Source organism: Streptomyces sp. NPDC003300 (assembly GCF_040610915.1).
Classification (GTDB): Bacteria; Actinomycetota; Actinomycetes; order Streptomycetales; family Streptomycetaceae; genus Actinacidiphila.
Genome location: NZ_JBEXNE010000008.1, coordinates 287,170 through 310,211 on the forward strand (window position 1 = coordinate 287,170; position 23,042 = coordinate 310,211).

Annotated in this window: 18 protein-coding genes; 5 read left to right on the top strand and 13 right to left on the bottom strand. The window is 72.6% G+C overall.

Annotation, left to right across the window (positions count from 1 at the left end; genetic code table 11):
- Positions 1-106 precede the first annotated feature (106 nt).
- The 5 genes from ABZX65_RS15205 to ABZX65_RS15225 all read right to left on the bottom strand — a co-directional run bounded on the left by ABZX65_RS15205 (position 107) and on the right by ABZX65_RS15225 (position 4,936).
- The gene (locus ABZX65_RS15205) at positions 107-904 is read right to left on the bottom strand and encodes a peptidyl-tRNA hydrolase (RefSeq protein WP_355338805.1); all 798 of its coding nucleotides are present in this window, start codon (positions 902-904) and stop codon (positions 107-109) included.
- 421 nt (positions 905-1,325) lie between these two features.
- Positions 1,326-1,730 carry a peptide-methionine (R)-S-oxide reductase MsrB gene (gene msrB / locus ABZX65_RS15210; RefSeq protein WP_355338679.1) on the bottom strand — a complete coding sequence of 135 codons (405 nt, stop codon included), beginning with the start codon at positions 1,728-1,730 and terminating at the stop codon, positions 1,326-1,328.
- A gap of 10 nt (positions 1,731-1,740) precedes the next feature.
- On the bottom strand, positions 1,741-3,135 hold the full coding sequence (gene murC, locus ABZX65_RS15215) for a UDP-N-acetylmuramate--L-alanine ligase (RefSeq protein ID WP_355338682.1): 1,395 nt from the start codon (positions 3,133-3,135) through the stop codon (positions 1,741-1,743).
- Positions 3,136-3,496: 361 nt separating this feature from the next.
- Positions 3,497-3,964, bottom strand: a complete 468-nt coding sequence (locus ABZX65_RS15220) for an indole-3-glycerol phosphate synthase (protein ID WP_355338685.1) — start codon at positions 3,962-3,964, stop codon at positions 3,497-3,499.
- A gap of 210 nt (positions 3,965-4,174) precedes the next feature.
- Entirely contained in the window at positions 4,175-4,936 is a 762-nt protein-coding gene (locus tag ABZX65_RS15225; RefSeq protein WP_355338688.1) for a pyrimidine reductase family protein, read from the bottom strand.
- Positions 4,937-5,060: 124 nt separating this feature from the next.
- Between ABZX65_RS15225 and zapE the strand changes: the two genes are divergently transcribed.
- Positions 5,061-6,155: a cell division protein ZapE gene (gene zapE, locus ABZX65_RS15230; protein WP_355338691.1), complete on the top strand. Its 1,095-nt coding sequence runs from the start codon at positions 5,061-5,063 to the stop codon at positions 6,153-6,155.
- 19 nt (positions 6,156-6,174) lie between these two features.
- Positions 6,175-7,149 carry a PPK2 family polyphosphate kinase gene (locus tag ABZX65_RS15235; protein ID WP_355338694.1) on the top strand — a complete coding sequence of 325 codons (975 nt, stop codon included), beginning with the start codon at positions 6,175-6,177 and terminating at the stop codon, positions 7,147-7,149.
- A gap of 81 nt (positions 7,150-7,230) precedes the next feature.
- Here the strand turns inward: ABZX65_RS15235 and ABZX65_RS15240 are convergent, their stop codons facing one another.
- From ABZX65_RS15240 to glgX, 5 genes are all read right to left on the bottom strand, one after another.
- A complete protein-coding gene (locus tag ABZX65_RS15240) occupies positions 7,231-7,383 on the bottom strand; it encodes a hypothetical protein (protein ID WP_223186409.1) in 153 nt (50 codons plus the stop codon).
- The gene (treZ, locus tag ABZX65_RS15245; RefSeq protein ID WP_355338808.1) at positions 7,380-9,125 is read right to left on the bottom strand and encodes a malto-oligosyltrehalose trehalohydrolase; all 1,746 of its coding nucleotides are present in this window, start codon (positions 9,123-9,125) and stop codon (positions 7,380-7,382) included. Before treZ ends, ABZX65_RS15240 begins: the two co-directional genes overlap by 4 nt.
- A 272-nt stretch (positions 9,126-9,397) precedes the next feature.
- Entirely contained in the window at positions 9,398-10,348 is a 951-nt protein-coding gene (locus tag ABZX65_RS15250; protein ID WP_355338699.1) for a GNAT family N-acetyltransferase, read from the bottom strand.
- Positions 10,349-10,634: 286 nt separating this feature from the next.
- Entirely contained in the window at positions 10,635-13,157 is a 2,523-nt protein-coding gene (treY, locus tag ABZX65_RS15255; protein WP_355338702.1) for a malto-oligosyltrehalose synthase, read from the bottom strand.
- Positions 13,158-13,364: 207 nt separating this feature from the next.
- Positions 13,365-15,503 (bottom strand): glycogen debranching protein GlgX, encoded by a 2,139-nt coding sequence (glgX, locus tag ABZX65_RS15260; RefSeq protein WP_355338705.1) that lies wholly within the window; start codon positions 15,501-15,503, stop codon positions 13,365-13,367.
- A gap of 275 nt (positions 15,504-15,778) precedes the next feature.
- On the opposite strand from glgX, the gene ABZX65_RS15265 reads away from it, so the two are divergent.
- The gene (locus ABZX65_RS15265; protein ID WP_355338811.1) at positions 15,779-17,008 is read left to right on the top strand and encodes an SAV2148 family HEPN domain-containing protein; all 1,230 of its coding nucleotides are present in this window, start codon (positions 15,779-15,781) and stop codon (positions 17,006-17,008) included.
- A 126-nt stretch (positions 17,009-17,134) separates the two neighbouring features.
- Positions 17,135-17,845 (top strand): 3'-5' exonuclease, encoded by a 711-nt coding sequence (locus ABZX65_RS15270; RefSeq protein ID WP_355338708.1) that lies wholly within the window; start codon positions 17,135-17,137, stop codon positions 17,843-17,845.
- Positions 17,846-18,014: 169 nt separating this feature from the next.
- Here the strand turns inward: ABZX65_RS15270 and ABZX65_RS15275 are convergent, their stop codons facing one another.
- Positions 18,015-18,881 (bottom strand): aminoglycoside phosphotransferase family protein, encoded by an 867-nt coding sequence (locus ABZX65_RS15275; protein ID WP_355338711.1) that lies wholly within the window; start codon positions 18,879-18,881, stop codon positions 18,015-18,017.
- A 330-nt stretch (positions 18,882-19,211) separates the two neighbouring features.
- Here ABZX65_RS15275 and ABZX65_RS15280 point away from each other — a divergent pair, with 330 nt between their 5' ends.
- Positions 19,212-19,445: an STAS domain-containing protein gene (locus ABZX65_RS15280; RefSeq protein ID WP_355338714.1), complete on the top strand. Its 234-nt coding sequence runs from the start codon at positions 19,212-19,214 to the stop codon at positions 19,443-19,445.
- On the opposite strand, the gene ABZX65_RS15285 is transcribed toward ABZX65_RS15280, so the two are convergent.
- Together ABZX65_RS15285 and ABZX65_RS15290 are read right to left on the bottom strand one after the other, a co-directional pair.
- A complete protein-coding gene (locus ABZX65_RS15285; RefSeq protein ID WP_355338814.1) occupies positions 19,404-20,426 on the bottom strand; it encodes a sigma-70 family RNA polymerase sigma factor in 1,023 nt (340 codons plus the stop codon). The genes ABZX65_RS15280 and ABZX65_RS15285 overlap by 42 nt on opposite strands.
- 246 nt (positions 20,427-20,672) lie before the next feature.
- Positions 20,673-22,922 (bottom strand): MMPL family transporter, encoded by a 2,250-nt coding sequence (locus ABZX65_RS15290; RefSeq protein ID WP_355338817.1) that lies wholly within the window; start codon positions 22,920-22,922, stop codon positions 20,673-20,675.
- Positions 22,923-23,042 lie beyond the last annotated feature (120 nt).

The window sequence follows — 23,042 nt, forward strand, 5'->3', positions numbered from 1 at the left end:
CACGCGACGAGCAGCAGAAGAATCCACATGAGGGATTTCTACCGGACTCCGCCGACACCGCGTTCTCGGCCTGTGGATAACTCCGCGATCGGGCTGGCGGGGCCCGTCAGAGCGTGCCGGGGGCGGGATGCGCGCGCAGGGACGGGTGGTCGGCGACGACGGTGGCGGAGCCCGGGGCGACCTCGGTGAAGCCCGCGTCGCGGACGACGGGGAGCGAGGAGGCGCTCAGGCGGGTCCACAGGGCGGGGGAGGGGGTGCGGACGGCCAGGGGGAAACCGGCGGCGCGCCAGGCGTCGCGGTCGGCGTCCGACAGCTCCCACCAGGCGAGTTGGGCGCCGTGTCCGGCCTGGGCCATGGCCTTCCCGGCCGACATGGTGACGTCGGGATTCATCCACAGCACGGGGCGCGGGTCGCCGGGTTCGAGCGGTGACGGCGGCTCCGGGTCGTCCAACTCCGTGCCGGAGACCTGGAGTTTGGCCAGTTCCTTCGGCCAGCCGTCGAGCGGCACGGGCGGGTAGACCCGCACTTCGGCGGGCGGCACATCGGCCGTACCCGCTTCCGCGTCCGCCCCCGGCACCGATCCCGACGCGGACCCCGATCCCGATCCCGATCCCGTCACCGTGATGCCCGGCAGGGCTGCCGCCCGCCGCCACTCCGCTCCGCGCGCCCGCCGTACGACCTTGCGGATCCTGGCGTCCTGCCAGTCCCGTACGGCCTGCGCCCACTCGCCGTCGTCGGCCGTCGCGCGCTCGTCGCAGAGCAGGGTGAGGACGGCGCGCGCCGCCGTCTCCAGAGCGTCGGTACGGGTCGGGGGCGCGTCGCGCTCGATCCGGACGACGAGCGGGAGGACGAACTGGGGTGCCGCGTCGCGGTCGGCGGCCTGGTGCTGGAAGGGGCTGCTCACCGCCCCAGTCTGCCACCCGCTGCTGGACGCCGATCCGCCGTGGCGTGCGGCGTCGGTGCGTACGGAAGCGGCGGCGGCCGCGGCGGCCACGCCGGAGCTGGTGGCGCCCGCCGATGCCGTCGTGCCAGCCACGATGCTCCCGCAGGGGCACCGCCCGCCCCGGCGGGGCGGTTCGGTTGTCTCCGGACCACCGGCCGGTGGGGGCTGGTCGCGCAGTTCCTCGCGCCCCTTCGGGGCCCGTCCCGCCGCGGGGACGGTGGCCCGCCGTCGTGGCTGGTCGCGCAGTTCCTCCCCCAGCCTTCGGCCGGGAGGTGCCCCCAGCGCCCCTTCGGGGCCCGTTCCGCCGTGGGGGCTGGTCGCGCAGTCCCCGCGGCGCTGAACGGCTGCCCCCCGCCGGAGGCGCACCGCACCCCCGGAGGGGTTACTCCGTGGGGGTCAAGGTCAGGGAGATGGAGTTGATGCAGTAGCGCTGGTCGGTCGGTGTGCCGTAGCCCTCGCCTTCGAAGACGTGGCCCAGGTGGGAGCCGCAGCGGGCGCAGCGGACCTCGACGCGGGTCATCCCGAGGGTGCGGTCCTCGATGAGTTCGACGGCGTCGGTGTCGGCGGGGTCGTAGAAGGAGGGCCAGCCGCAGTGGGACTCGAATTTGGTGTCGGAGCGGAAGAGCTCGGCGCCGCACGCACGGCAGGCGTAGACGCCGGTCGTCTTCGTGTCGGTGTACTCGCCGACGAAGGGCCGCTCGGTACCGGCTTTGCGCAGGACCGCGTACTCCTCCGGCGACAGCTCGGCGCGCCACTGCTCGTCGGACTTGCTGACTTCGTAGGACATGGAGGTCTCCTCAGCTGCCGAGGCGGGCGAGAATCAGGGGACCGAGGTCGGTCACGTCGCCCGCGCCCATGGTGAGAACGAGATCACCCGGCTTCGCCATTCCTGCGACCACGTCCGGCACCGCCTGCTTGTCGTGTTCCGCGGTCACGTCGGCGCCCGCCGCGCGGGCCGCGTCGATGATGAGTGCGCTGGTCACACCGGGGATCGGGTCCTCGCGGGCCGGGTAGATGTCAAGGACGACGGAGGCGTCGGCGAGGGCGAGGGCGGCGCCCATCTCGGTGGCCAGCTCGCGGGTGCGGCTGAAGAGGTGCGGCTGGAAGACGACCAGGACGCGGGCGTCCCCGGCGGCGCCGCGGATCGCCTCCAGGTCGGCGGCCATCTCGGTCGGGTGGTGGGCGTAGGAGTCGATGACCTGGACGCCCGCCGCCTCGCCCTTGAGCTGGAGGCGCCGCTTGACCCCGGTGTACTTCGCGAGGGCCGAGGCCAGATTCCGGGTCGGGGCGCCGATCGCGGTGCCCGCGGCGAGCGCGGCGACGGCGTTGTGCGCGTAGTGGCGGCCCGGCACGGAGACGGTGAAGGTCAGCGGGCGGCCGTCGATGACGACGGTGACCTCGCTGGTCAGCCCGCGCGGGTTGATCTTCGTGATGCGTACGTCGGCGGTCTCGGCCTCGCCCACCGTCACGATCGTCAGACCGCCGATGTCCCGTACCCGCTTCGTCAGCTCGACGGCGCCCGGCTGGTCGGCGGAGATCACCAGCGTGCCGCCGGGGCGGATCTTGCCGACGAAGGTCTCGAAGGAGTCGTAGATCTCGTCCATCGAGGCGTAGTTGGCGTGGTGGTCGAGCTCCACATTGAGGATGATCGCGACCTCGGGCGCGTACGTGTGGAAGCTGCGGTCGCTCTCGTCGGCCTCCGCGACGAAGATCTCGCCGCCGCCGTGGTGCGCGTTCGAGCCGGGCGCGTCCAGGTCGCCGCCGATCGCGTACGACGGCTCGCTGCCGAGCGCCGTCAGCGCGACCGCCAGCATCGAGGTGGTGGTGGTCTTGCCGTGGGTGCCCGCGACCGCGATCGGCCGGGTGCCCTCCATCAGCGCGGCCAGCGCGTCACTGCGGTGCACCACGGGGACGCCGCGCTCGCGGGCCGCCGCCAGCTCCGGATTCTCCGGGCGGATCGCGCTGGAGACGACCACCGAGGTGGCGTCCTGCGCCAGGTGCGCCGCGTCGTGGCCGATGTGCACGGTCACGCCGAGCGCGCGCAGCGCGCCCGCCGTCTCCGACTCACGTGAGTCACTGCCCGCCACCCGCGCCCCGCGCTGCGCGAGGATCTTCGCGATCCCCGACATTCCGGCGCCGCCGATGCCGATGAAGTGCGGTCGGTCCATGGCGGGGGGAACGGACGGGCTCATACGGAGGTCTCCCGGAGATGTGCGTGGTTCGTTTATTGACCGGGTCCTGATTCTCGCACCTCCGGGCGGGCGGACGACTCTGCCCGCGCGCCCGTGGCACCTTCCGCCGGCGCTGCCCGCGCACCTGTGGCACCTTCCGCCGGCGCTGCCCGCGCGCCCGTGGCACCGCGCGCCGACCCTGACCACGCACCCGTGGCACCCCCCGCCCGGCGAGACGTTTCTGCAAGGGGTGCCCGGGACACACGACGCCCGAGCCGCCGGGTGGCGCGGCGCCGCCTCATCGCGCTCGCCGCCTCATCGTGCCCTGCGCCTCATCGTGCCCTGCGGCTCACCGCGCTCGCCGCCTCATCGCGCGCTGCGCCTAATCGTGCTCGGCGAAGAGCTTCAGCACCGGCACCCCCACCTTGTGCCGCGCCCGCGACGTCCAGTCGCGGTGGAAGAACTCCTCCACGAAGTGCGGCGCGGTGAGCACGATGACCTCGTCGGCGTTGGTCTCCTCGACGACCGTGCGCAGCAGGTCGAGCGGGTGCTTGTCGACGATCCGGCCCACCGCCTCCGCGCCGGAGGCGCGCAGCGCTTCCAGGGAGTGCGCCAGGGCCCGCTCCGCGACCGGGGTGGCGTCGTCGCCCTCCGGCTCGCGGTCCTCGTGCGCGGCGTCATCCAGATAGCCGAGCGCCACGTCGTCCACGGCCCGCAACAGCCGGTCCTGGTCGCCGCGTGGCTGCATGAGCACGACGAAGGAGACCTGCTCGTCGCCGTGGAGAGAGGTGACGAGCTCCACGTCGGCCGGTGCGAGCGGCTTCTCGATCATGAGTACGGTCGTGAACACGGACGCGTCCTTCTTTCTCGTGCTTCGTCGGGGCCACCGGGCCGGCGTTGGAACAATCCTGCCCCGATCTTCGCGGGGCACTCGGGTAAGTGTTCCCGCGCGGAGCAAAACGGAACGAGGGAATCCGCTTTTTTCGGTCGCGGTTCCACCGTGCGGCGCGCCGCTGGTCAGGTGGGTGGCATGAGGTGTGTCGGTGGGACGGTCGGGCGGTCAGGCCCGGACGTAACGGGTGAACAGGAAGCCGTCCTCCTCCAGGACGGAGCGCGGGACGAGGCGGGCCGGGCCCGGAACGTCGGGGCCGTGCATGATCCGGGGCGCGTCGCCGCCCCCGAGCACCGGGGCGACGGTCAGGCACAGTTCGTCCAGCGTGTCGGCCGCGGCGAACTGCGCGAGGACTCGCGGGCCGCCCTCGTGGAGCAGCCGCGTGTGGCCCAGCGCGGCCAACTCGCGCACCGCGCGGACCGGGTCGACGCCTTCGCCGTCGCCCGCGACGACCACATGGGCGCCCGCCGCGCGGGCGGCGGCGACACGGTCGGCGGGCGGCGACGCGCCGGTCAGCACCAGGGTGGGGGTGACCGGCGCGGTGAACAGCGGTGTCGTGAAGTCCAGATCGAGTCCGCGGCTGATCACCGCGACGGCGGCGGCCGGGGTCTGGCCGTCCGCCGCCCTGCGCGCCGCGAACACCTCGCGGGCCCTCGCGGGCCGGTAACCCTCCAGGCGAACCGTTTCCGCACCCACCAGCACCACGTCGGCCAGTGCGCGCAGCACGCCGAAGACCCGCATGTCCGCCTCCGACGACAGCGGCGCCGACCTGCCGTCGTACCGGGCCGCGCCGTCCAGCGACGACACCATGTTGGCCCGGAGGTACGGGCCCGCTCCCCGTTCGGGGTACGCGTACGCGTCCGCCAGGCCGAGCGGTGTCTCCAGCCCGGCCGAATCGTTCGCTCCCGCTACGGGATAGAGCCGTCGCATCCCCGAAGTCTCCCACGCCGCGCCGCTACGGGCCGGTCGGCGCCCTCGGCCCGCCGCTCCCGTACGCGTGGGGTCGGACACATGCCGGCGGGGGCGGAACCGGGAGGCACTACGCTGGTGAGCTGTGTCGACCTCTGTCGTTTCGTCTGGGAGTGCCGCGATAGGCGGCGATGGCGGGCCCGTGTCACTCAGCGCGCGCACGCCGCATGTGCCGGTGGAGCGATTGGTGGCGGAGATGGTGCCGCCGCCGCGGTTCGACGGCGTCAGGTTCGAGACCTACGTGCCCGACCCGAATCAGCCCAGCCAGGCCGCGGCGGTACGGGCCCTGGCCGGTTTCGCGGCGTCGCTGACGGCCGCGCCGACGCCCAAGCGGTGGTTCCGGCGGGAGGCGCCCGCGCCCGGCGGCCCCGGCGGGGTCTACCTCGACGGCGGTTACGGCGTCGGCAAGACCCACCTGCTGGCGTCGCTGTGGCACGCCACCCCGGCGCCCGCCGAGCGCAAGGCGTTCGGCACGTTCGTGGAGCTGACCAATCTGGTCGGCGCCCTCGGCTTCCAGCACGCGGTGGCGGCGCTCAGCGACCACCGGCTGGTCTGCATCGACGAGTTCGAACTGGACGACCCGGGCGACACGGTGCTGGTGTCCACGCTCCTCGGCAAGCTCGCCGACGCGGGCGTACGGCTGGCGGCGACGTCGAACACGCTGCCCGGCAAGCTCGGCGAGGGCCGCTTCGCCTCCGCCGACTTCATGCGGGAGATCCAGGGCCTGTCCGCCCGCTTCACCAGCCTGCGGATCGACGGCGAGGACTACCGGCACCGCGGCCTGCCCGAGGCGCCGACCCCGCACACCGACGAGCAGGTCACCGCCGCCGCGGCCGTCACACCCGGCGCCGCGCTCGACGACTTCGGCGCGCTGGCCGCGCACCTGGCCACCGTCCACCCCAGCCGCTACGGCGCGCTCTGCGACGGCGTCGGCGCGGTCTTCCTGCGCGGCGTGGAACCCGTCACCGACCAGGCGACCGCGCTGCGCCTGGTGGTGCTCGCCGACCGGCTCTACGACCGCGAGATCCCCGTACTGGCCTCCGGCGTGCCCTTCGACCGCGTCTTCGGCCAGGACATGCTGGCGGGCGGCTACCGCAAGAAGTACTTCCGCGCCGTCTCCCGGCTCACCGCGCTCGCGCGGGACGCCGAGAAGCTGACCGGCACTGGCGGAGACCGCTGATCCGGCGCAGGATCGGTGCATGGCCAAGAGCGGGAGCAAGGACAAGGGCAAGGGCAAGCACGGCGCCGAGCACGCGCACGTGGACCGGCACGCGCACGAGGACGGCCGGGGCGGCAAGCACGCCGACGCCGCCGCCAAGAAGGCGCAGAAGGACCCGGGCCTGCGCTCCCTGCTGCGCGTGCCGCCCGGTGGCGGACCGGTCAACCTGCGGGCGTACGACCCCTCCGCGACCCCCGGCGGCCCGCGCGACAAGGCGACGGCCCTGGCCGCGACCGCGGAGCTGCGCGCCCGGCTGGCCGAGCTCCAGGAGCGGCTGTGGGCGCAGAGCACCGCGGGCGACCCGCACTGCGTCCTGCTGGTGCTCCAGGGCATGGACACCTCGGGCAAGGGCGGCACCGTCAAGCACGTGTCCTCCGGGCTGAACCCGTCGGGCATCCGCGTCACCGCGTTCAAGGCGCCCACCGAGGAGGAGCGTCAGCACCCCTTCCTGTGGCGCATCCGCCGCGCGCTGCCCCGCCCCGGCGAGCTGGGCGTCTTCGACCGCTCGCACTACGAGGACGTGCTGATCGCCCGCGTGCGCGACCTCGTGCCGCGCGCCACCTGGAGCCGCCGCTACAGCGTCATCAACCGCTTCGAGCAGTCGCTCGCCGACGACGGCGTCACCGTCGTCAAGGTCTTCCTGCACATCAGCTACGACAAGCAGCGCGAGCGGCTGCTGAAGCGGCTCGACAACCCGGACAAGCACTGGAAGTTCAACCCCGGTGACATCAGCGAGCGCGCGCTGTGGCCCGCGTACCAGAAGGCGTACGAGGTGGCCCTGGAGCGCTGCTCGACCGACGCCGCGCCCTGGCACGTCGTGCCGTCCGACCGCAAGTGGTACCGGAACTGGGCGGTCGCCAAGCTGCTGCTCGAACACCTCGAACTGATCGACCCGGCCTATCCGAAGGCCGACTTCGACATTGAGGAGAACCGCGTCGCGCTCCTCAAGACCTGACCCGCGTGCCCCGGCCCCAGGGCGTGTCCGTGAAGTCTCGTCTGACCCTCCGGGCGGACGACGCGACTTCACGGACACGCCCTAGCCGGAGCACGCGGTGCGCTGCGCCTCCTGCCACTCGCACACCGGGCAGTACGTCGCGCCGCGCGTGCTCGCCGGATACTCGGTCGGCTCGCCGCACAGTACGCAGTCCGCGAGGGCTTCCGCGTCGGGCGTCGGGGTCGTCTGTGTCACCCGTTCACCGTAGCGCGGGCGCGCAGCACGGCGGCCCCCCGGGGCGGAAGCTGGACGGCCGCGTCCGGGCCCGGCAGCACCTTGCACGACGGCCGGGCCAGCACCACCTCGCACGGCACGTCCAGCGGCACCCGCGCGGGCGCGTCGGAGAAGTTCACGACCGTACGGAAGGGGCCGCGGGCCAGCCGCAGCGTCCGGCCGCCCGCGGTCGCCGCGACCGTGTCGAGCTGGGGATCGGTCAGGGCGGGCTCCGACCTGCGCAGCGCGATCAGCCCGCGGTACCACTCCAGCAGCTCGCGGTGCCCCGCCTTGTCCGGCTCGGCCCAGTCCAGGCACGAGCGGTCCCGGGTCGCGTGGTCCTGCGGATCGGGCACGTCCTCCTCCGCCCAGCCGTGGTCGGCGAATTCGCGGCGCCGCCCGCGCGTGATGGCCGCGCCCAGCTCCGGGTCGTCGTGGTCGGTGAAGAACTGCCAGGGCGTGCCCGCGCCCCACTCCTCGCCCATGAAGAGCATCGGGGTGAACGGCGAGGTCAGGACGAGGGCCGCGGCCACGGTGAGCTGGTCAGGGGTGAGCCGGTCGCCGGTCGCGCGGTTGCCGATCTGGTCGTGCGTCTGCGCGTAGCCCAGCAGCCGGTGGGCGGGCGCGGCGGCCCGGTCCAGCGGGCGGCCGTGGTGCCGGCCGCGGAAGGAGGACCAACTGCCGTCGTGGAAGAAGCCCCCGGTGAGCGTCTTGGCCACCGCGGCGGGCCCGGCGGCGGCGAAATCCGCGTAATAGCCCTGCGCCTCGCCGGTGACGGCCGCGTGCAGGGCGTGGTGGAAGTCGTCGCTCCACTGGGCGTGCAGGCCGAGGCCGCCCGCCTGGCGCGGGGCCGTCGTCCGCGGGTCGTTCAGATCGGACTCGGCGATCAGGAACAGCGGGCGGCCGAGCGCGGCTGACAGCCCGTCCACGGCCGTCGACAGCTCCTCGAGGAAGTGCAGGGCGCGCGTGTCCACCAGCGCGTGGACGGCGTCGAGCCGCAGCCCGTCGAGCCGGTAGTCGCGCAGCCACGACAGCGCGCTGCCGATCAGGAAGTCCCGCACCTCGTCGGAGCCGGGCGCGTCCAGATTGACCGCGTCGCCCCAGGGGGTGTGGTGCCGGTCGGTGAAGTACGGGCCGAACGGCGGCAGATGGTTGCCCGACGGGCCCAGGTGGTTGTGGACCACGTCGAGGACGACGCCCAGGCACTGCTTGTGCGCCGCGTCGACAAATCGCTTCATTCCCTCGGGGCCGCCGTACGGCTCGTGCACCGCCCACAGCGACACGCCCTCGTACCCCCAGCCGTTGGTGCCGGGGAACGGGCACACCGGCATCAGCTCGATGTGCGTGATGCCCAGCCGGGCCAGGTGCGGCAGCCGCTCGATCGCCGCGTCGAAGGTGCCCTCGGGGGTGAAGGTGCCGACGTGCAGTTCGTAGACCACCGCGCCGGGCAGCGCGCGGCCCGGCCACGGCACCGTCCAGGCGAACGCGTCGTGGTCGACGACGGCGCTCGGCCCGTCCGGGCCCTCCGGCTGGCGGCGCGAGCGCGGATCGGGCAGCGGCGGACCGCCGTCGAGCAGATACGCGTACCGCGTGCCCGGCCCGGCGGACACCTCCGCGCGCCACCAGCCGGCCCGCGCCGGGTCGGGGCCGAGGCCGTGCCGTGTGCGGTCGTCGATCAGGATCTCCACCTGCTGGGCATCCGGCGCCCACACCTCGAACAGCACCCACGGCTCCCGTCTCGTCATCCGGTTCGTTCAGCGTCTTCGGTCTTCCGCGCGGCGGTCTTCCGCGCGGAAGTTCTCCGTACAGCGTTCTTCTGTACGGCGGTACGGCGGTCTTCTGTACGGCAGTCTTCTGTACGGCGGTCTTCTGTGCGGGCGCCCCCGAGGCCGTTCCTCGCGGGTGCCCGGGGCCGTGGCCGCGCCACGGACCCCGGGCACATGCATGCCCACGGAACGGCCTCCCGCATCACCGCGAGCGGATCAGCGGGGGAACATCACACTGCGTCGGGGACGAAGTCGATCCGCTCCTGAACGATCGGATACCCCGCCTTCGCGAAATTCCGCGCCATCGGGACATTCGTCCGGTCGGTGGCCGCCGCGACCTTGACCGCGCCGCGGTCGACCAGGTCGTGAGTGCACTCGACCAGCAGGTCGTACGAGTAACCGCGGCCCCGCTGCTCGGGCACCACGGCGATGAAGCCGATGCACGGGCCGGCCGGATTGCGCGCGGGCACGTGCAGCCCGGCCACCTCGCCGTCCGGGGTGTACGCCACCCGCCGCCAGTCGGCGGGCGAGGGGAACCAGTCGAAGAAGCCGATGGTCTCGTCGAGGGCGGCCTCCAGGCCCTGTTCGGCGATCATCCGGCGGTCGTGGGCGTCGAGGGTGCCCTCCATGATGCGGGCCATGACGGCCCGGAAGGCGGTGTCGTCCGGCTCGGGCCGGTACTCAAGACGCCCGGTGCGCGGCGGCAGCGGGCAGTCCGCCGTCCACTCGTAGCGGTACCGCTCGACCAACTCGCGCAGCCCCGCGGCCTCGACGGCCGCCGCGCGGCTCCGCGCCGCCGCCGTCACGTCGGGGCGCTCGCGCCAGTCGGGCGGCAGCAGCAGGCTGTACTCGGTGTTCAGCGGCGCGGCGCGCAGCAGTTCGGTGGCCGCCTCGGCTTCGCCCTCGGCGAAGTCGAACCAGTCCAGGGCCAGCGGCTCGCTGTCCTCGGGCTTGGCCCACCACGCGGCCCGCGCGACGACCTTCGCGCCGCGCAGCGCGACCCACGACCACTCGGGCCGGTACTCGCCGCCCGCGTCGAGGGTCGCGAAGGACTGGCCGAGCAGGGCGCGGCCGACGAACGCGTCGCCGGTGCCGGTGCGCGTGCCGGATGCCGTCTCGGCAAGGGAGTTGAACAGGGCGGACTCGCCCGCGACGAGCGGGCGGAAAACCAGATCGGACATGGTGAAGCGATTCCTTCGGGAGTTCGACGGAGCGCTCCCGGGACCATCTCCCCGTGGATCTACGGACGCCCTGCGGAGGGGCGGGAGCGCGGCACAGTGATGTACGTCATCGCTCTCGCCTCCTTCTCGTCCGGTCATGGGCGTGATCGGCACCCTAGGCGGGCGACGGCCGACAAGGCCACCGGTTTTACGCGGCGGCCTTGTCGGGATGTCGACGCGGGTGCGCGGGAGCGGGTGTGGGCGGCTCAGCCCGCCGGGCTCACCTGCCGGGCTCACCTCTCCGCGCTCACCTCTCCGGGGTCAGCAGGGCCACAGGGCTGCGGCCCAGCAGTTCGGCCAGCGGGGCCGCGCCCTCGTACGTCCCGCCGCCCAGGCGGTCGTGCCAGCGGCCCGGAGGGAGCGGCAGCGACGCCTCGCGCCAGCCGCCCGCCGCGGCGAGGCGGGCGGAGAGCCGGGTGACGACGGTGAGGGCGGAGCCGCCGCGCAGGAAGGCGAGGCAGTGGTCACCGGCAGGACCCTGCGCGACGAGGGGGATGTACGAGGCGGTGGGGCCGTACCACTCGGGGCGGTCGCGCCGCAGCCGGAGCGCCACCGCGGTCAGGCGCAGCTTGGCCTCGTCGAAGGAGCCCGGCGCGGCGCCGTCCAGCAGGCGGTCCAGGGTGCGGTCGACGCCGAACCGCTGGGTCCCGCCGACCGGCCCGTTCATGGGGCCGCGGTTGTCCGGGTCGACCAGGGTGTACACCGGGAATTCGGTGTTCTGGTAGACGTCGGGCACCCCCGGCATCGTCAGGTGCACCAGCGCCGCGCCGAGCGCGTTGGCATCGGCGTACGGGGCGAGGGAGTTGACGAATTCGCCCACGTCGTAGACGCCCGCGCCGCACGGGCCCTGCTCGGTGAAGTCGGTGACGGCCTTCTCGTACGCCTCGTCCTGCTCGGTCCACGAGGTGTGCAGGCCCGCCTCGCGGACCGCCTTGAGGGCGGCGGGCACCAGCCGGTCCGGGTGGCAGAAGCCGAGGCCGACGCCGGTCTGGAAGACGGTGTACGCGGTGTGCCGGTCGGGCGCGGGCGCGTCGCCCGACCGCTCGGCGCGGGCCTCGCGGGCGCCCATCCACTCCCGCCAGGCGTCGGGGAGTTCGGACAGGACGGCCAGCCGCAACCGCAGGTCGGCGCTGCGCTTGGTGTCGTGCGTGGACAGGACGGTGCCGGTACCGGGGTGGTCGCGCTGGATCCGCGCGCAATAGGCGTGGAATTCCTCCGGGGCCGTCGCCGGATGCGCCGGGCTGCGGCCGACCTCGCACAGTGACAGCAGCGGCGAGTAGCGGTAGAAGGCGGTGTCCTCGACGGACTTGGCGTGCAGCGCGGAGGCGACCTGCGCGAAGCGGACGGCGAAGTCGTCGGCGTCCTCACCGGGCACCGTCGCGCCCTCGGCCGGGCGGCCGAGCGCAAGGTCGCGCAGCAGGCCGATCGCCGGGGCGAGCCGCCCGTCGGCGCTTTCCGCCGCACTGGAGGCGGCCTCGGTCACCATCAGGGTGTCGCCGGGCGTCGCCGGGGTGCCGGGGCGTACGTACGGGCGGTACACCGGGATACGGACCAGCAGCTCGCGCAGCGCCTCCTCCAGCACGGACGTCGCATAGGGCGCGGTGTAAGGGTCGGTCTCCTGGCGCTCGGCTGTTACCGGCCCGGCCGCCCCCTCGGTCCCGCCGCCCGTGCCGGGGCGCTGCGCCCGCTGTGCGCTCGCCGCGAGGCGGGAGACCTCCGCGGCGAGGTCGTGGCCGACGATGCGGTGGGCGGCGCGCCGCGCGGTCGGCTCCCACCGGCCGCCGCGGCTGTCCTCGACGCCGGTGAACTCCCGGTAGAAGTCGGTCACTTCGGCGACGCCCGCCGGGTCGGTGAACAGCCCGTCGATCCGGTCGAGCGCGTCGTACCCGGTGGTGCCCGCGCACGCCCAGTCGGCGGGCAGCGCCTCGTCGCGCTGGAGGATCTTCTCCACCACCGTCCACCGCCCGTCGCTGGCCTCGGCCAGGCGGTGCAGATAGCCCGCCGGGTCGGCGAGGCCGTCCGGGTGGTCGATCCGCAGCCCGTCGGCGACGCCTTCGCGCAGCAGCCGCAGCACGGTCGCGTGGGTGGCCTCGAAGACGTCCTGCCGCTCGACGCGGACCGCGATCAGGTCGGAGATCGTGAAGAAGCGGCGGTAGTTCAGCTCGGTGCGGGCCTGCCGCCAGTACGCCAGCCGGTACCACTGCGCCTCCACCAGTTCCGGCAGCGGCAGATTCTCCGTGCCCGGCCGCAGCGGGAACCGGTGGTCGTAGTAGCGCAGCACCTCGCCGCCCGCGCGCTTGTCGGAGACCACCGAGAGCTGCCCGAGGACGTCGGGCAGGGGGTCGCCCAGCACGGGCAGCAGCACCTTGCCGCCCAGCGCGGCCCAGTCGATGTCGAACCAGTCGGCGTACGCGGAGCCGGGACCGTCGCGCAGCACCTCCCACAGCGGGCCGTTGAGGTGTTCGGGCGCGGGCACCGCCATGTGGTTGGGGACGATGTCCAGGATCAGGCCGAGGCCGTGCTCGCGGGCGGTGTGCGACAGTGCCCGCAGGCCCTGCTCGCCGCCCAGCTCCTCGCGTACCCGCGAGTGGTCCACCACGTCGTAGCCGTGGGTGGAGCCGGGCACCGCTTCGAGGATCGGCGACAGATGCAGGTGCGAGACGCCGAGCGAGGCCAGGTACGGCACGTGCGCGGCGGTGTCGGCGAAGGTGAAGCCGGGCTGCACCTGCACCCGGTAGGTGGCGGAGGGCGTCACGGGAAGTCCGGTCATGAGGTCTTCTCTACCCCGGATTCGGCCGTGAAGCGGCCGAACGCGCCCGGGTCTCCCCGGACGCCGTCCGTATCGCCGAAAGCGGCCCGTCCTTCCCCGCGGCAGGCCGGCCGCGCCGCTGACCCGCGGGCCACCTGCCGCGCCGCCGACCCGCGGGCCACCGGCCGCGCCGCCGACACACGGAGCACGTGTCGCGCCGCCGGGCCGCTACAGCGCCGGGCGCTGGAGCACCACCATGCTGCGGTCGGCCAGCTCCACCCGGTCCCCGGCCTGTACGCGCTGGCCGGTGCCCGGCGGGACGCCCCCGGCCAACTGGGTGTCCACCACGAGCTGCCACTCCAAGCCGTGGTTGACCGGGACCACGAACTCCTGCGGCTTCGGCGCCGCGTTGACCATCAGCAGGAACGAGTCGTCGGTGACCGGCTCGCCGCGCGGCCCCGGTTCGGAGATCGCGTTGCCGTTGAGGAAGACCGACATCGACCTGGCGTGCGCCGCCTGCCAGTCGCGCTGCGCCATCTCCTGCCCCTCGGGCGTGAACCAGGCGATGTCCGACAGTTCGTCGTGCGTGCCCTCGACCGGCCGCCCGTGGAAGAAGCGCCGCCGCCTGAACACGGCGTGGTCGCGCCGCAGCCACACCATCGTGCGCAGGAACTCGTGCAACTGCTGCGCCTCGTCGTTCGGCCCGCCGTCGTCCGGCTTGCCGGGCCAGGACACCCACGCCAGTTCGTTGTCCTGGCAGTAGACGTTGTTGTTGCCCTTCTGGGTGCGGCCGAACTCGTCGCCGTGCGAGATCATCGGCACGCCCTGCGAGAGCATCAGCGTGGCGAGGAAGTTGCGCATCTGCCGCCCGCGCAGCGACCGCACCTTCTCGTCCTCCGTCGGCCCCTCCGTACCGCAGTTCCACGACCGGTTGAAGCTCTCGCCGTCACGGTTGTTCTCGCCGTTGGCGTCGTTGTGCTTGTCGTTGTACGACACCAGGTCGCGCAGCGTGAAACCGTCGTGGCAGGTGACGAAGTTGACCGAGGCCAACGGGCGGCGGCCGTCGTCCTGGTAGAGGTCGGAGGAACCGGTCAGCCGGGAGCCGAACTCGGCCAGCGTGGCGCTCTCGCCGCGCCACAGGTCCCGTACCGTGTCGCGGAACTTCCCGTTCCACTCGGTCCACAGCGGCGGGAAGTTGCCCACCTGGTAGCCGCCCTCGCCGACGTCCCACGGCTCGGCGATCAGCTTCACCTGCGAGACCACCGGGTCCTGCTGGACCAGGTCGAAGAAGGACGAGAGCCGGTCCACCTCGTGGAACTGCCGGGCCAGCGTGGCCGCGAGGTCGAAGCGGAAGCCGTCCACGTGCATCTCGGTGACCCAGTAGCGCAGGCTGTCCATGATGAGCTGGAGGACGTGCGGGCTACGCATCAGCAGGCTGTTGCCGGTGCCCGTGGTGTCCGTGTAGTACCGCTTGTCGCCGCCGAGCCGGTAGTACGAGGCGTTGTCCAGGCCGCGCAGCGACAGCGTCGGCCCGAGGTGGCTCCCCTCGGCCGTGTGGTTGTAGACCACGTCCAGGATCACCTCGATCCCGGCCCGGTGCAGTGCGCGGACCGCCGTCTTGAACTCCAGCACCTGCTGCCCGCGGTCGCCCAGCGAGCAGTACGAATGGTGCGGTGCGAAAAAGCCGATGGTGTTGTAACCCCAGTAGTTCGCGAGGCCCGCGTCCACCAGACGGTGGTCCTGGATGAACTGATGCACCGGCATCAGTTCCAGTGTCGTCACCCCGAGTTCCACCAGATGGCCGATCACCGCCGGGTGAGCCAGCGCCGCGTAGGTGCCGCGGATCTCCTCCGGCAGACCCGGGTGAGTCATCGTCAGGCCCTTGACGTGGGCCTCGTAGATGATGGTCTTGTGATAATCGATCCGCGGGGCGCGGTCGTCGGCCCAGTCGAAGTACGGATTCACCACGACGGACGTCATGGTGTGCGGGGCGGAGTCCAGATCGTTGCGCGAGTCGGGCTGTCCGAAGCGGTAGCCGTAGACGGCCTCGTCCCAGTCGATGCTGCCGCTCATCGCCTTGGCGTACGGGTCGAGGAGCAGCTTCGCGGAGTTGCAGCGGTGGCCGCGGGGCGGGTCGTAGGGCCCGTGCACCCGGAAGCCGTACCGCTGACCCGGCATCACCCCCGGCAGGTAGGCGTGCCGTACGAAGGCGTCCGCCTCGCGCAGCTCGACGGCCGTCTCCGACCCGTCGTCGTGCAGCAGGCACAGCTCGATACGGGACGCCACCTCGGAGAAGACGGCGAAGTTGGTGCCCGCGCCGTCGAAGGTGGCACCCAGGGGGTACGACTGACCCGGCCAGACTTGCATCTCGTGACTCTTCCACTCCCGGACCGGGAGAGCGCGGACCGATTCCGCGCACCCGGCCAGCTTCGTTGCCGAATTCGTTGCCGAGAGTGCATCCTCCCACCTGGTCCACCCGAGGGTGACAAAGCCACAACAGCCAGCTACCGCAAGGGTGATGAGCTTGTCCGGTAGTAGTCAAGTAGGGTCAACAGGGCTGCGGGGCACCCTGCACCGCAGTACCCTTCCTTGATCGTGGACGGGGGTGGGAGGCGGGTGGCGTGGAGACGTCCGGAGGTCTGATGCTCCCGGGTGGTGGAGATCAGGAGGACCGTCAGGTCGCGGACGGTGCCGCCGCCGAGGCGGTGCAGAGCGCGGTCACCCTCGCCCAGCCGCTGGAGATCGGAGCGGAGCTGGACTGGGGCGCGGAAGCCTGGTCGGAGGTACGCACCCGCGCCACGCGCGCCGGGCGGGCCTACGTATGGCTCAACCTCGTGGAACAGCGCCTGCGCGCCGTCGTCAACGCGGTGCTGCGCCCGATCTACGAGCCCGTGCACGGCGAGGAGTGGGTGGTCGCCGCGGCGGGCCCGGCCGGGCACGAATGGGTGCAACGGGCCGTCGCCGTACGGGAAGTGAGCCGCCGTAAGGGCTTCCTGCTCGACCCCGCCGACGACAATGTGCTCAGCTTTCTGACGCTGCCCCAGCTCCGCGAACTGGTCGTCCAGCACTGGCCGTGTTTCGAGCCGTACTTCGACGACCGCCGCGACCTCGAACTCGCCCTGGACGAGCTGGAGGTGGCCCGGCACGTCGTCTCGCGCAACCGGGCGCTGTCCAGGACTGTCCTGGACCAGGCCGAGCGGGCCGCCGCCAAGCTGCTGGAGCTGCTGGGCGCGGGACCCGCCCGTACGGCCGCGCAGCGGCTGCCGGTGGACGCCGTCGAGGACCTGGTCGCCGACCGCTACTCCGACGTCATCGGCGTCTACCCGGACCGCGTGCGGCTGCAACGGCAGCTCCCCGTCGAGGACTTGTTCTCCGGCGCGCGCCGGCTCGACGCGATAGGCATCGGCCTCAATCTGCTGGTGCAGAACTACTCGGGGCGGCGCCTGGTGCGGCTCGCCGAGTCCGGCTGCCGGGTCAGACTGCTCTTCCTCAACCCCGCGAGCAGTACGGTCCGCCGCCGCGAGCGGGAACTGGGCCTGGGGCGCGGTGAGCTGGCCAGGTCGGTCGAGATGAACATCATGCACATGCGCCGGGTGCGGGCCCGGCTGCGGGACCCCGATGCCTTCGAGATCCGGGTCTTCGACGAGACCCCGCGCTTCACCGCGTACCTCGTCGACGGCGACACCGGCGACGGCCTGGCCGTCGTGCAGTCCTATCTGCGGCGGGCCCGCGGCATGGAGGTGCCGGTGCTGCTGCTGCGCGGCGGGTCCCGGCAGGTGGTCGCCGAGGAAGGGCCCGCGGAACACGGGCTCTTCGAGGTCTACCGCGAGGAGTTCGAGGGCATCTGGACGGATTCCCGTCCCGTGTCGTGACCTCCGGGGGAGGGGCGGGGACGCCCCGGGAAACGGAACCCCGCCGTCCGGCGCTGTCAGTGGTCCGCGCGATGATGGCAGGGCACACGGGGGGTTACGGGGAAATGGGTGGGAAGGATGCTCGCCATGGCATGGCATGAGGAGCTGTTGGTCGGGTTCGACCTGGAGACGACGGGGACGGATCCGCGCCAGGCGCGGATCGTGACCGCGGCGGTCACCGAGGTGAAGGACGGGGAGCCGGTACGGCACCGGGCGTGGCTGGCCAATCCCGGCGTCGCCATTCCCGAGGAGACCACCGCCATCCACGGCATAAGCACCGCCCGCGCGGCGGCCGAGGGGCGCCCGGCGCCGGAGGTCGTCGCCGAGATCGCCGACGCCCTGCGGGGGTACTGGGCGGCCGGGGTGCCCGTCGTCGTCTACAACGCGCCCTTCGATCTCACCCTGCTGGACGAGGAGTTGCGGCGGTACGCGCTGCCGCCGCTGGCCGTTCCCGGGGCCCGCCCGGGGCCCGTGCTCGACCCGCTGGTGATCGACCGCGCCCTCGACAAGTACCGGCGCGGCAAGCGCACCCTGGAGGCCGCCTGCGGCGTCTACGGTGTCGTCCTCGACGGCGCGCACGAAGCGGGCGCCGACGCCCTCGCCGCCGTCCGCGTCGCCCGCGCCCTCGCCGCCCGCTACCCCCAGGTCGCCGCCGCCGACCTCTGGGACCTCTACGACGAGCAGCGCGGCTGGTACGCCGACTGGGCCGAGGACTTCGCCTCCTGGCTCCGCCGCAAGGGGTCCGCCGACGCCTCCACCATCGACCGCGCCTGGCCGCTGCGCGTCTCCGCCGCCTGACCCCTCCGGGGCCGGTCACCCGCCAACCCGCGGCCCGCCGCGGCGGCGGATCGAAGAGGCGCCCCCTCTTCGGCTCACCTGTGCGTCGCGGTCAACTGGGGGCCGTGCAAGGGGTGATGGGGTGGGGGAGGGCGGTGCCTTCCTTGAAGGCCGCCGCGGTGGGGCGGGGTCAGAAGGAGTACCAGCGGACGGTGGGGTCGGCGGCTCTCAGCGAAGCGACACGTCGGCGGAATTCGTTGAGGGCGGCCGGGCTGGCGGGGGCGTGCTGGGCGACCCAGGCGCAACTGGCGGTCTCGCGGGCACCGCGCAGGACGGTGATGCCGGGCCACTCGGTGACGTCCCAGCCATAGGCGGCGGTGAAGGCGTCGTACGCCGCCGCGGGCACCCCGTAGCGGTCACGGCTGAGCGCCTGGACGACGAGGTCGTGCTCGCGCAGGTCGGAGGAGAAGGTCTCCAGGTCGACCAGGACCGGCCCGTCGGGCCCGATGTGCACGTTGCGCGGCAGCGCGTCCCCGTGGATCGGCCCGCGCTCCAGATGCGGTACGAGCTCGGCCGCGGCGGTCGCGAAACCGTCGCGCCGATTGCGCAGATACGCGGCGTCCGCCGGATCGATCGCGTCCCCGGCCAGCCGCAGCCAGCGCTCGACCCCGCCGAGCAGCTCACGCGGCGGCAGTCCGAAGTCCGGCTCGGGCAGCGCGTGCACGAGCAGCAGCAGCGGCGCCACATCGGCGGGTTCCGCGGGCCGCAGCGGCTCGGGCAGCCGCTGCCAGTACGTGATCGGGTGGCCGTCCACCAGCCGCACCTCGGACTCCGCCGAGCGCACGGCGGGCACATCGTGCTTGGCCAGCCAGTCGGCGGTGCGCACCTCGCGCCGGGCCCGCTCCAGCAGATCGGCGCTGCGGCCGATCTTGATCACCAGACGCCCGGCGGCGTAGACCGCGTTCTCGCCGAAGGCGAGCAGCTCGGCCTCGTGATGCCCGGCGGCATCCAGCACCGCCCGCGCCCGCTCCCGCGTGAACACCCTCGTGTCCGCCATGCCGAAACCCGAACCCTTCGCCGAATCGCCCGCAGTCCCGAATCGTCCACTGTCCCGTACCGCCGCGCCCGCCCGCGCCCTCCCCGTACGCCCCCGCCGTGTCACGCGCCGCCCCACCGACGTGCCGCTTTCCGTACCGCATATGCCGACAGCATCGGTCAACGGCGCGGAACTAGGCCAGTGTCGCATCCGCGCGCCCCCTGAACGCGCGTCACCGGCTGAGAATGCGCCGTGAATACGCCCGAATACGTCGGGCGCGCAGCGATGAATCCTGGCCGCCCGGCCGGTCGGTATCCATGAAGGCCCGTCCGGGGGCCAGGTCCAGGAGAGGTGGAGAAGACTGTGACGGCGGCACCCGGCCCGACGGAACCCCTGGTCGTGGACGTGACCGGGCTCCCCGGCGGCGCGCCCGGCACCATCGGCGCGCTCGCCCGGCTGGGCCTGGCCGCGCACAGGACCGGGCACACCGTGCGGTTGCGCGGCGCCACCGCGGAACTCCGCGAATTGCTCGAACTCGCCGGGCTAGCGGGGCAGTTCGAGTGGGAGGCCGAAAAGCGGGAATAGGTGCGCGGTGTCGAGGAACGCGTTGATGCCGGTGATCCGGCCGTCGGTGATCTCCAGCACCTGGAGCGCCCACGGGTGGTGGCCGCCCTCCGGGCCGTTCGACCGGTACTGCCCGAAGCCGGGCGATCCGTTGGCCCACACCGGCAGCAGCCGGGAGTCCTTGCACTCGATACCGGTGCCGAGGAACCAGTCGCGTATGTCCTGGTGACCCTGGAGCCACAGGGCGTACGGCGGCATGGACAGCGTGACGTCCTCGTGCAGCAGGGCGGTCAGCGAATCGAGGTCGTAGCGCTCGAAGGCGTCCACATAGCGCGCGAGCAGCTTCTCCTGCGCCTCGTCCATCGGCGCGGCGGCGGCCTTGGCGTAGTCGGTCCCCGCCGTGCTCACCCCGGCCTCGCTGAGCGTGGCGCGGGCGCGCTGCAACGCGCTGTTGACCGACGCCACCGTCGTACCGAGCAGTTCCGCGGTCTCGCTGGCCTTCCAGGCCAGCACCTCGCGCAGGATCAGGACGGCCCGCTGCCGGGCGGGCAGGTGCTGGAGGGCGGCGACGAAGGCCAGCTTGATCGTCTCGCGGGAGACCACGACATCGGCCGGGTCGCCGGAGGACGGCAGGGCGCGGACGTCGGGCACCGGCTCGATCCAGACGCTCTCCGGGGAGGCGGCGGGCAGCGTCGCGTCGGCGTGCGACGCGGGGGACAGGTCCATCGGGCGGGCCCGGCGCTTGCCCGCGTTGAGACTGTCCAGGCACACATTGGTCGCGATCCGGTACAGCCAGGAGCGGAACGAGGCCCGCCCCTCGAAGCCGCGCTGCCCGCGCCAGGCGCGGACCAGCGTCTCCTGCACGGCGTCCTCGGCCTCGAACACCGAGCCGAGCATGCGGTAGCAGTAGCCGGTCAGCTCTGCCCGGTGCTCCTCAAGACGGAGCTCCACCTCGTCGGCAGCCAGGGCGGTACCGCTCCCGGCGCTTTCGCTCTCTCTCACGGTCACGCTTTCCACACTAGGCCCGCCCACTGACAACGAGCCCGGAAAAGGGGCCCGGAACACCGCCCGGAACGCGCCGGAGCCCCCGTCCCGGGCGGGACAGGGGCTCCGTGACCTGCGGAGAAACGCGGGATCCGAATTTTCCGAGGTAATTTTCGCGCCGGGCCGAGGCGGGCCGGGCCGGGCCGGGAACAGGTCCCGGGGTCCTCCCCGGCCCCCGGCCGGGGATCAGACCCCGGCCGGGGATCAGACCCGGTCGGGCACCTGGTCCCGGTACGGCTCCTCCGGCAGCGCGACGACCGGCGGCGGGGCCAGGGTCGACTCGTCGTGCGTCATGTCGGGCAGCCGGTGCATCCAGCGCGGCAGGTACCAGTTGCGCTCGCCGAGCAGGCTCATCACGGCCGGGAGCAGCACCCCGCGGATGACGGTCGCGTCGATCAGCACCGCGAAGGCCAGGCCGACACCCATCTGCTTCATGCTCTGCATGGACAGCGTCCCGAAGATCGCGAACACCGCGACCATGATGACGGCGGCGCTGGTCACGACGCCCGCGGTGGTGGTGATGCCGTGCTCGATCGCGCCGCGGGTGCTCATCCCGCGCACCTTGGCCTCGCGGATCCGGGAGACCACGAACACGTGGTAGTCCATGCTCAGCCCGAACAGGATCACGAAGAGGAACAGCGGCAGCCAGGCCACCACCGCGCCCGTACCGGTGGCGCCCACCAGCGACGCGCCCCAGCCGTGCTGGAAGACCGCGGACAGGATGCCGTAGGCCGCGCCCACCGAGAGCAGATTCAGCACGATCGAGGTCAGCGCGATGGCCAGCGACCTGAAGGACAGCAGCATCAGCAGGAAGGCGAAGACGGTCACGAAGGCGAAGACCGGCAGCACACTGCTGGTGATCTTGGCCGTGAAGTCCATCGACCCGGCCGTCCCGCCGGTCACCGGCGCCTGGAGGCCGTCGACCTTGCCGAGCGTGTCGGGCCGTACGTGGTCGCGCAGCGTCCGCACGTTGTCCTGGGCCTTGGCGCGGTCGCTGCCGCCGGCCAGCGGTACGTCGATCTGGGCGACGTTCTGCGCGGCGTGCACGGTCAGGGTGACCGGGCCCTTGCTGGCGCCCGAGGACACGGCCTCGGCGCGGAAGGCGGCGATGGCCTTCTTGACCGCCGGGGCGTTGATGTCGTCGGCCTTGACGACCACGTTGGCCTGGTCGGGACCGCCGGGGAACGCCTCGTTGATGTGCTCGTAGGTCTGGATGATCGGCAGCTTGCTGCCCAGTTCCTGCGGCATCGACAGATTCGCGGTCTTCATGCCGAACGCGGGGAGCGCGATGACCAGCAGCGCGCCGCCCGCCATCACCGTGGCGGTCTTGGGGTGGCTCAGCACCGGGCCCAGGACGGTCTTCCAGAAGCGGCTGCTGGGGTTGGCGGCGCGCCGGGCGGTGTTCTTCCGGCCGCGGTTCAGGAACGGGATGCGGCCCTTCTCGACCCGGTGGCCGAGCAGCGACAGCAGCGCGGGCAGCACGGTGACCGAACCGAACATCGCGATGGCGACGACGATCATCGTGGCCAGGCCCATCGCCTTGAAGTCACCGATGCCGGTGAAGAGCATGCCCGCCATGGCCACGATCACGGTGATGCCGGAGATCAGGATGGCCCGCCCCGAGGTGGCCGCCGCGATCTTGATCGCGGTCTGTCCGTCGTGCCCCGCGGCCCGCTCCTCACGCTCGCGGCGCAGGTAGAACAGGCAGTAGTCGACGCCGACGGCCAGGCCGACCAGCAGCATCACGGAGTTGGCGGTGTCGCTCATCGGGATGATGTGGCTGACCATCGCCACCACACCGCCCGCGGCCATGAACGCCGTCATCGCCAGCGCCACCGGCAGCAGCGCCGCGACCAGCGCGCCGAACGCGATCAGCAGGATGCCCAGTGCCACGGGCACGGCGGAGAACTCGGCGGTCTTGAAGTCGCTGCCGAAGGCGTCGTTGAGCACCTTCCCGCCGCTCGCGTCGCCGAATTCCTCGATCCGCAGGTCCGTGTGGCGCGACTGGACCTTCTTCACCGCGTCCATGACCGGCTGCACCTTGTCGGGCGCGTCGTCCGCCAGGCCGAGCATGTCGAAGCGGACCAGCGCCGAACGCCGGTCGGCGGAGACGGCCTTGGTGTCATAGGGCGAGGTGACCGCGGTGACCTTGCCCGTGCCCTTGACCGCGGTCATCACCTCGGCGACCGCGGTGCGGAAGGCCGGGTCGGTCGCGTGACCCGAGCCCTTGGCCTGGATCAGCACCATCTCGCCCGCCGCGCTCTTGAGCCCGGCGTTCTCCTTTATCGTGGCGGCCTGGTTGATCTCGCCGGACATCGACTTGTCCTGGTCGAGGTCGACCCGGCCCGCCGACTGTCCGACGAACATCGCCAGGATGACGAAGAGCAGCCACCCGCCCACCGCCGCCCAGCGGTGCCGGGCGCTCCAACCGCCCATAGCCGCCGCGATGCCCATCCTGCTGCCGTGTGCGCCTGAGCGACTCACGGTGTCCCCCTTGAAGGATCGTCATGGGTGGCGGCCTGACCTGGTGATCCGGGGCCGCTCCGTACGCCTATGACGCTATGGGGACGCGGG

What these genes read in the sequence shown, in the direction of transcription:
- ABZX65_RS15235 (WP_355338694.1), top strand. Translation starts at nt 6,175, where the DNA reads ATGGCCAAGAGCGGGAGCAAGGACAAGGGCAAGGGCAAGCACGGCGCC.
- glgX (WP_355338705.1), bottom strand. Translation starts at nt 15,503, where the DNA reads ATGCAAGTCTGGCCGGGTCAGTCGTACCCCCTGGGTGCCACCTTCGAC.
- ABZX65_RS15250 (WP_355338699.1), bottom strand. Translation starts at nt 10,348, where the DNA reads ATGTCCGATCTGGTTTTCCGCCCGCTCGTCGCGGGCGAGTCCGCCCTG.
- ABZX65_RS15270 (WP_355338708.1), top strand. Translation starts at nt 17,135, where the DNA reads ATGGCATGGCATGAGGAGCTGTTGGTCGGGTTCGACCTGGAGACGACG.
- murC (WP_355338682.1), bottom strand. Translation starts at nt 3,135, where the DNA reads ATGAGCCCGTCCGTTCCCCCCGCCATGGACCGACCGCACTTCATCGGC.
- ABZX65_RS15265 (WP_355338811.1), top strand. Translation starts at nt 15,779, where the DNA reads ATGCTCCCGGGTGGTGGAGATCAGGAGGACCGTCAGGTCGCGGACGGT.
- ABZX65_RS15275 (WP_355338711.1), bottom strand. Translation starts at nt 18,881, where the DNA reads ATGGCGGACACGAGGGTGTTCACGCGGGAGCGGGCGCGGGCGGTGCTG.
- ABZX65_RS15290 (WP_355338817.1), bottom strand. Translation starts at nt 22,922, where the DNA reads ATGGGCATCGCGGCGGCTATGGGCGGTTGGAGCGCCCGGCACCGCTGG.
- msrB (WP_355338679.1), bottom strand. Translation starts at nt 1,730, where the DNA reads ATGTCCTACGAAGTCAGCAAGTCCGACGAGCAGTGGCGCGCCGAGCTG.
- treY (WP_355338702.1), bottom strand. Translation starts at nt 13,157, where the DNA reads ATGACCGGACTTCCCGTGACGCCCTCCGCCACCTACCGGGTGCAGGTG.
- ABZX65_RS15225 (WP_355338688.1), bottom strand. Translation starts at nt 4,936, where the DNA reads ATGCGACGGCTCTATCCCGTAGCGGGAGCGAACGATTCGGCCGGGCTG.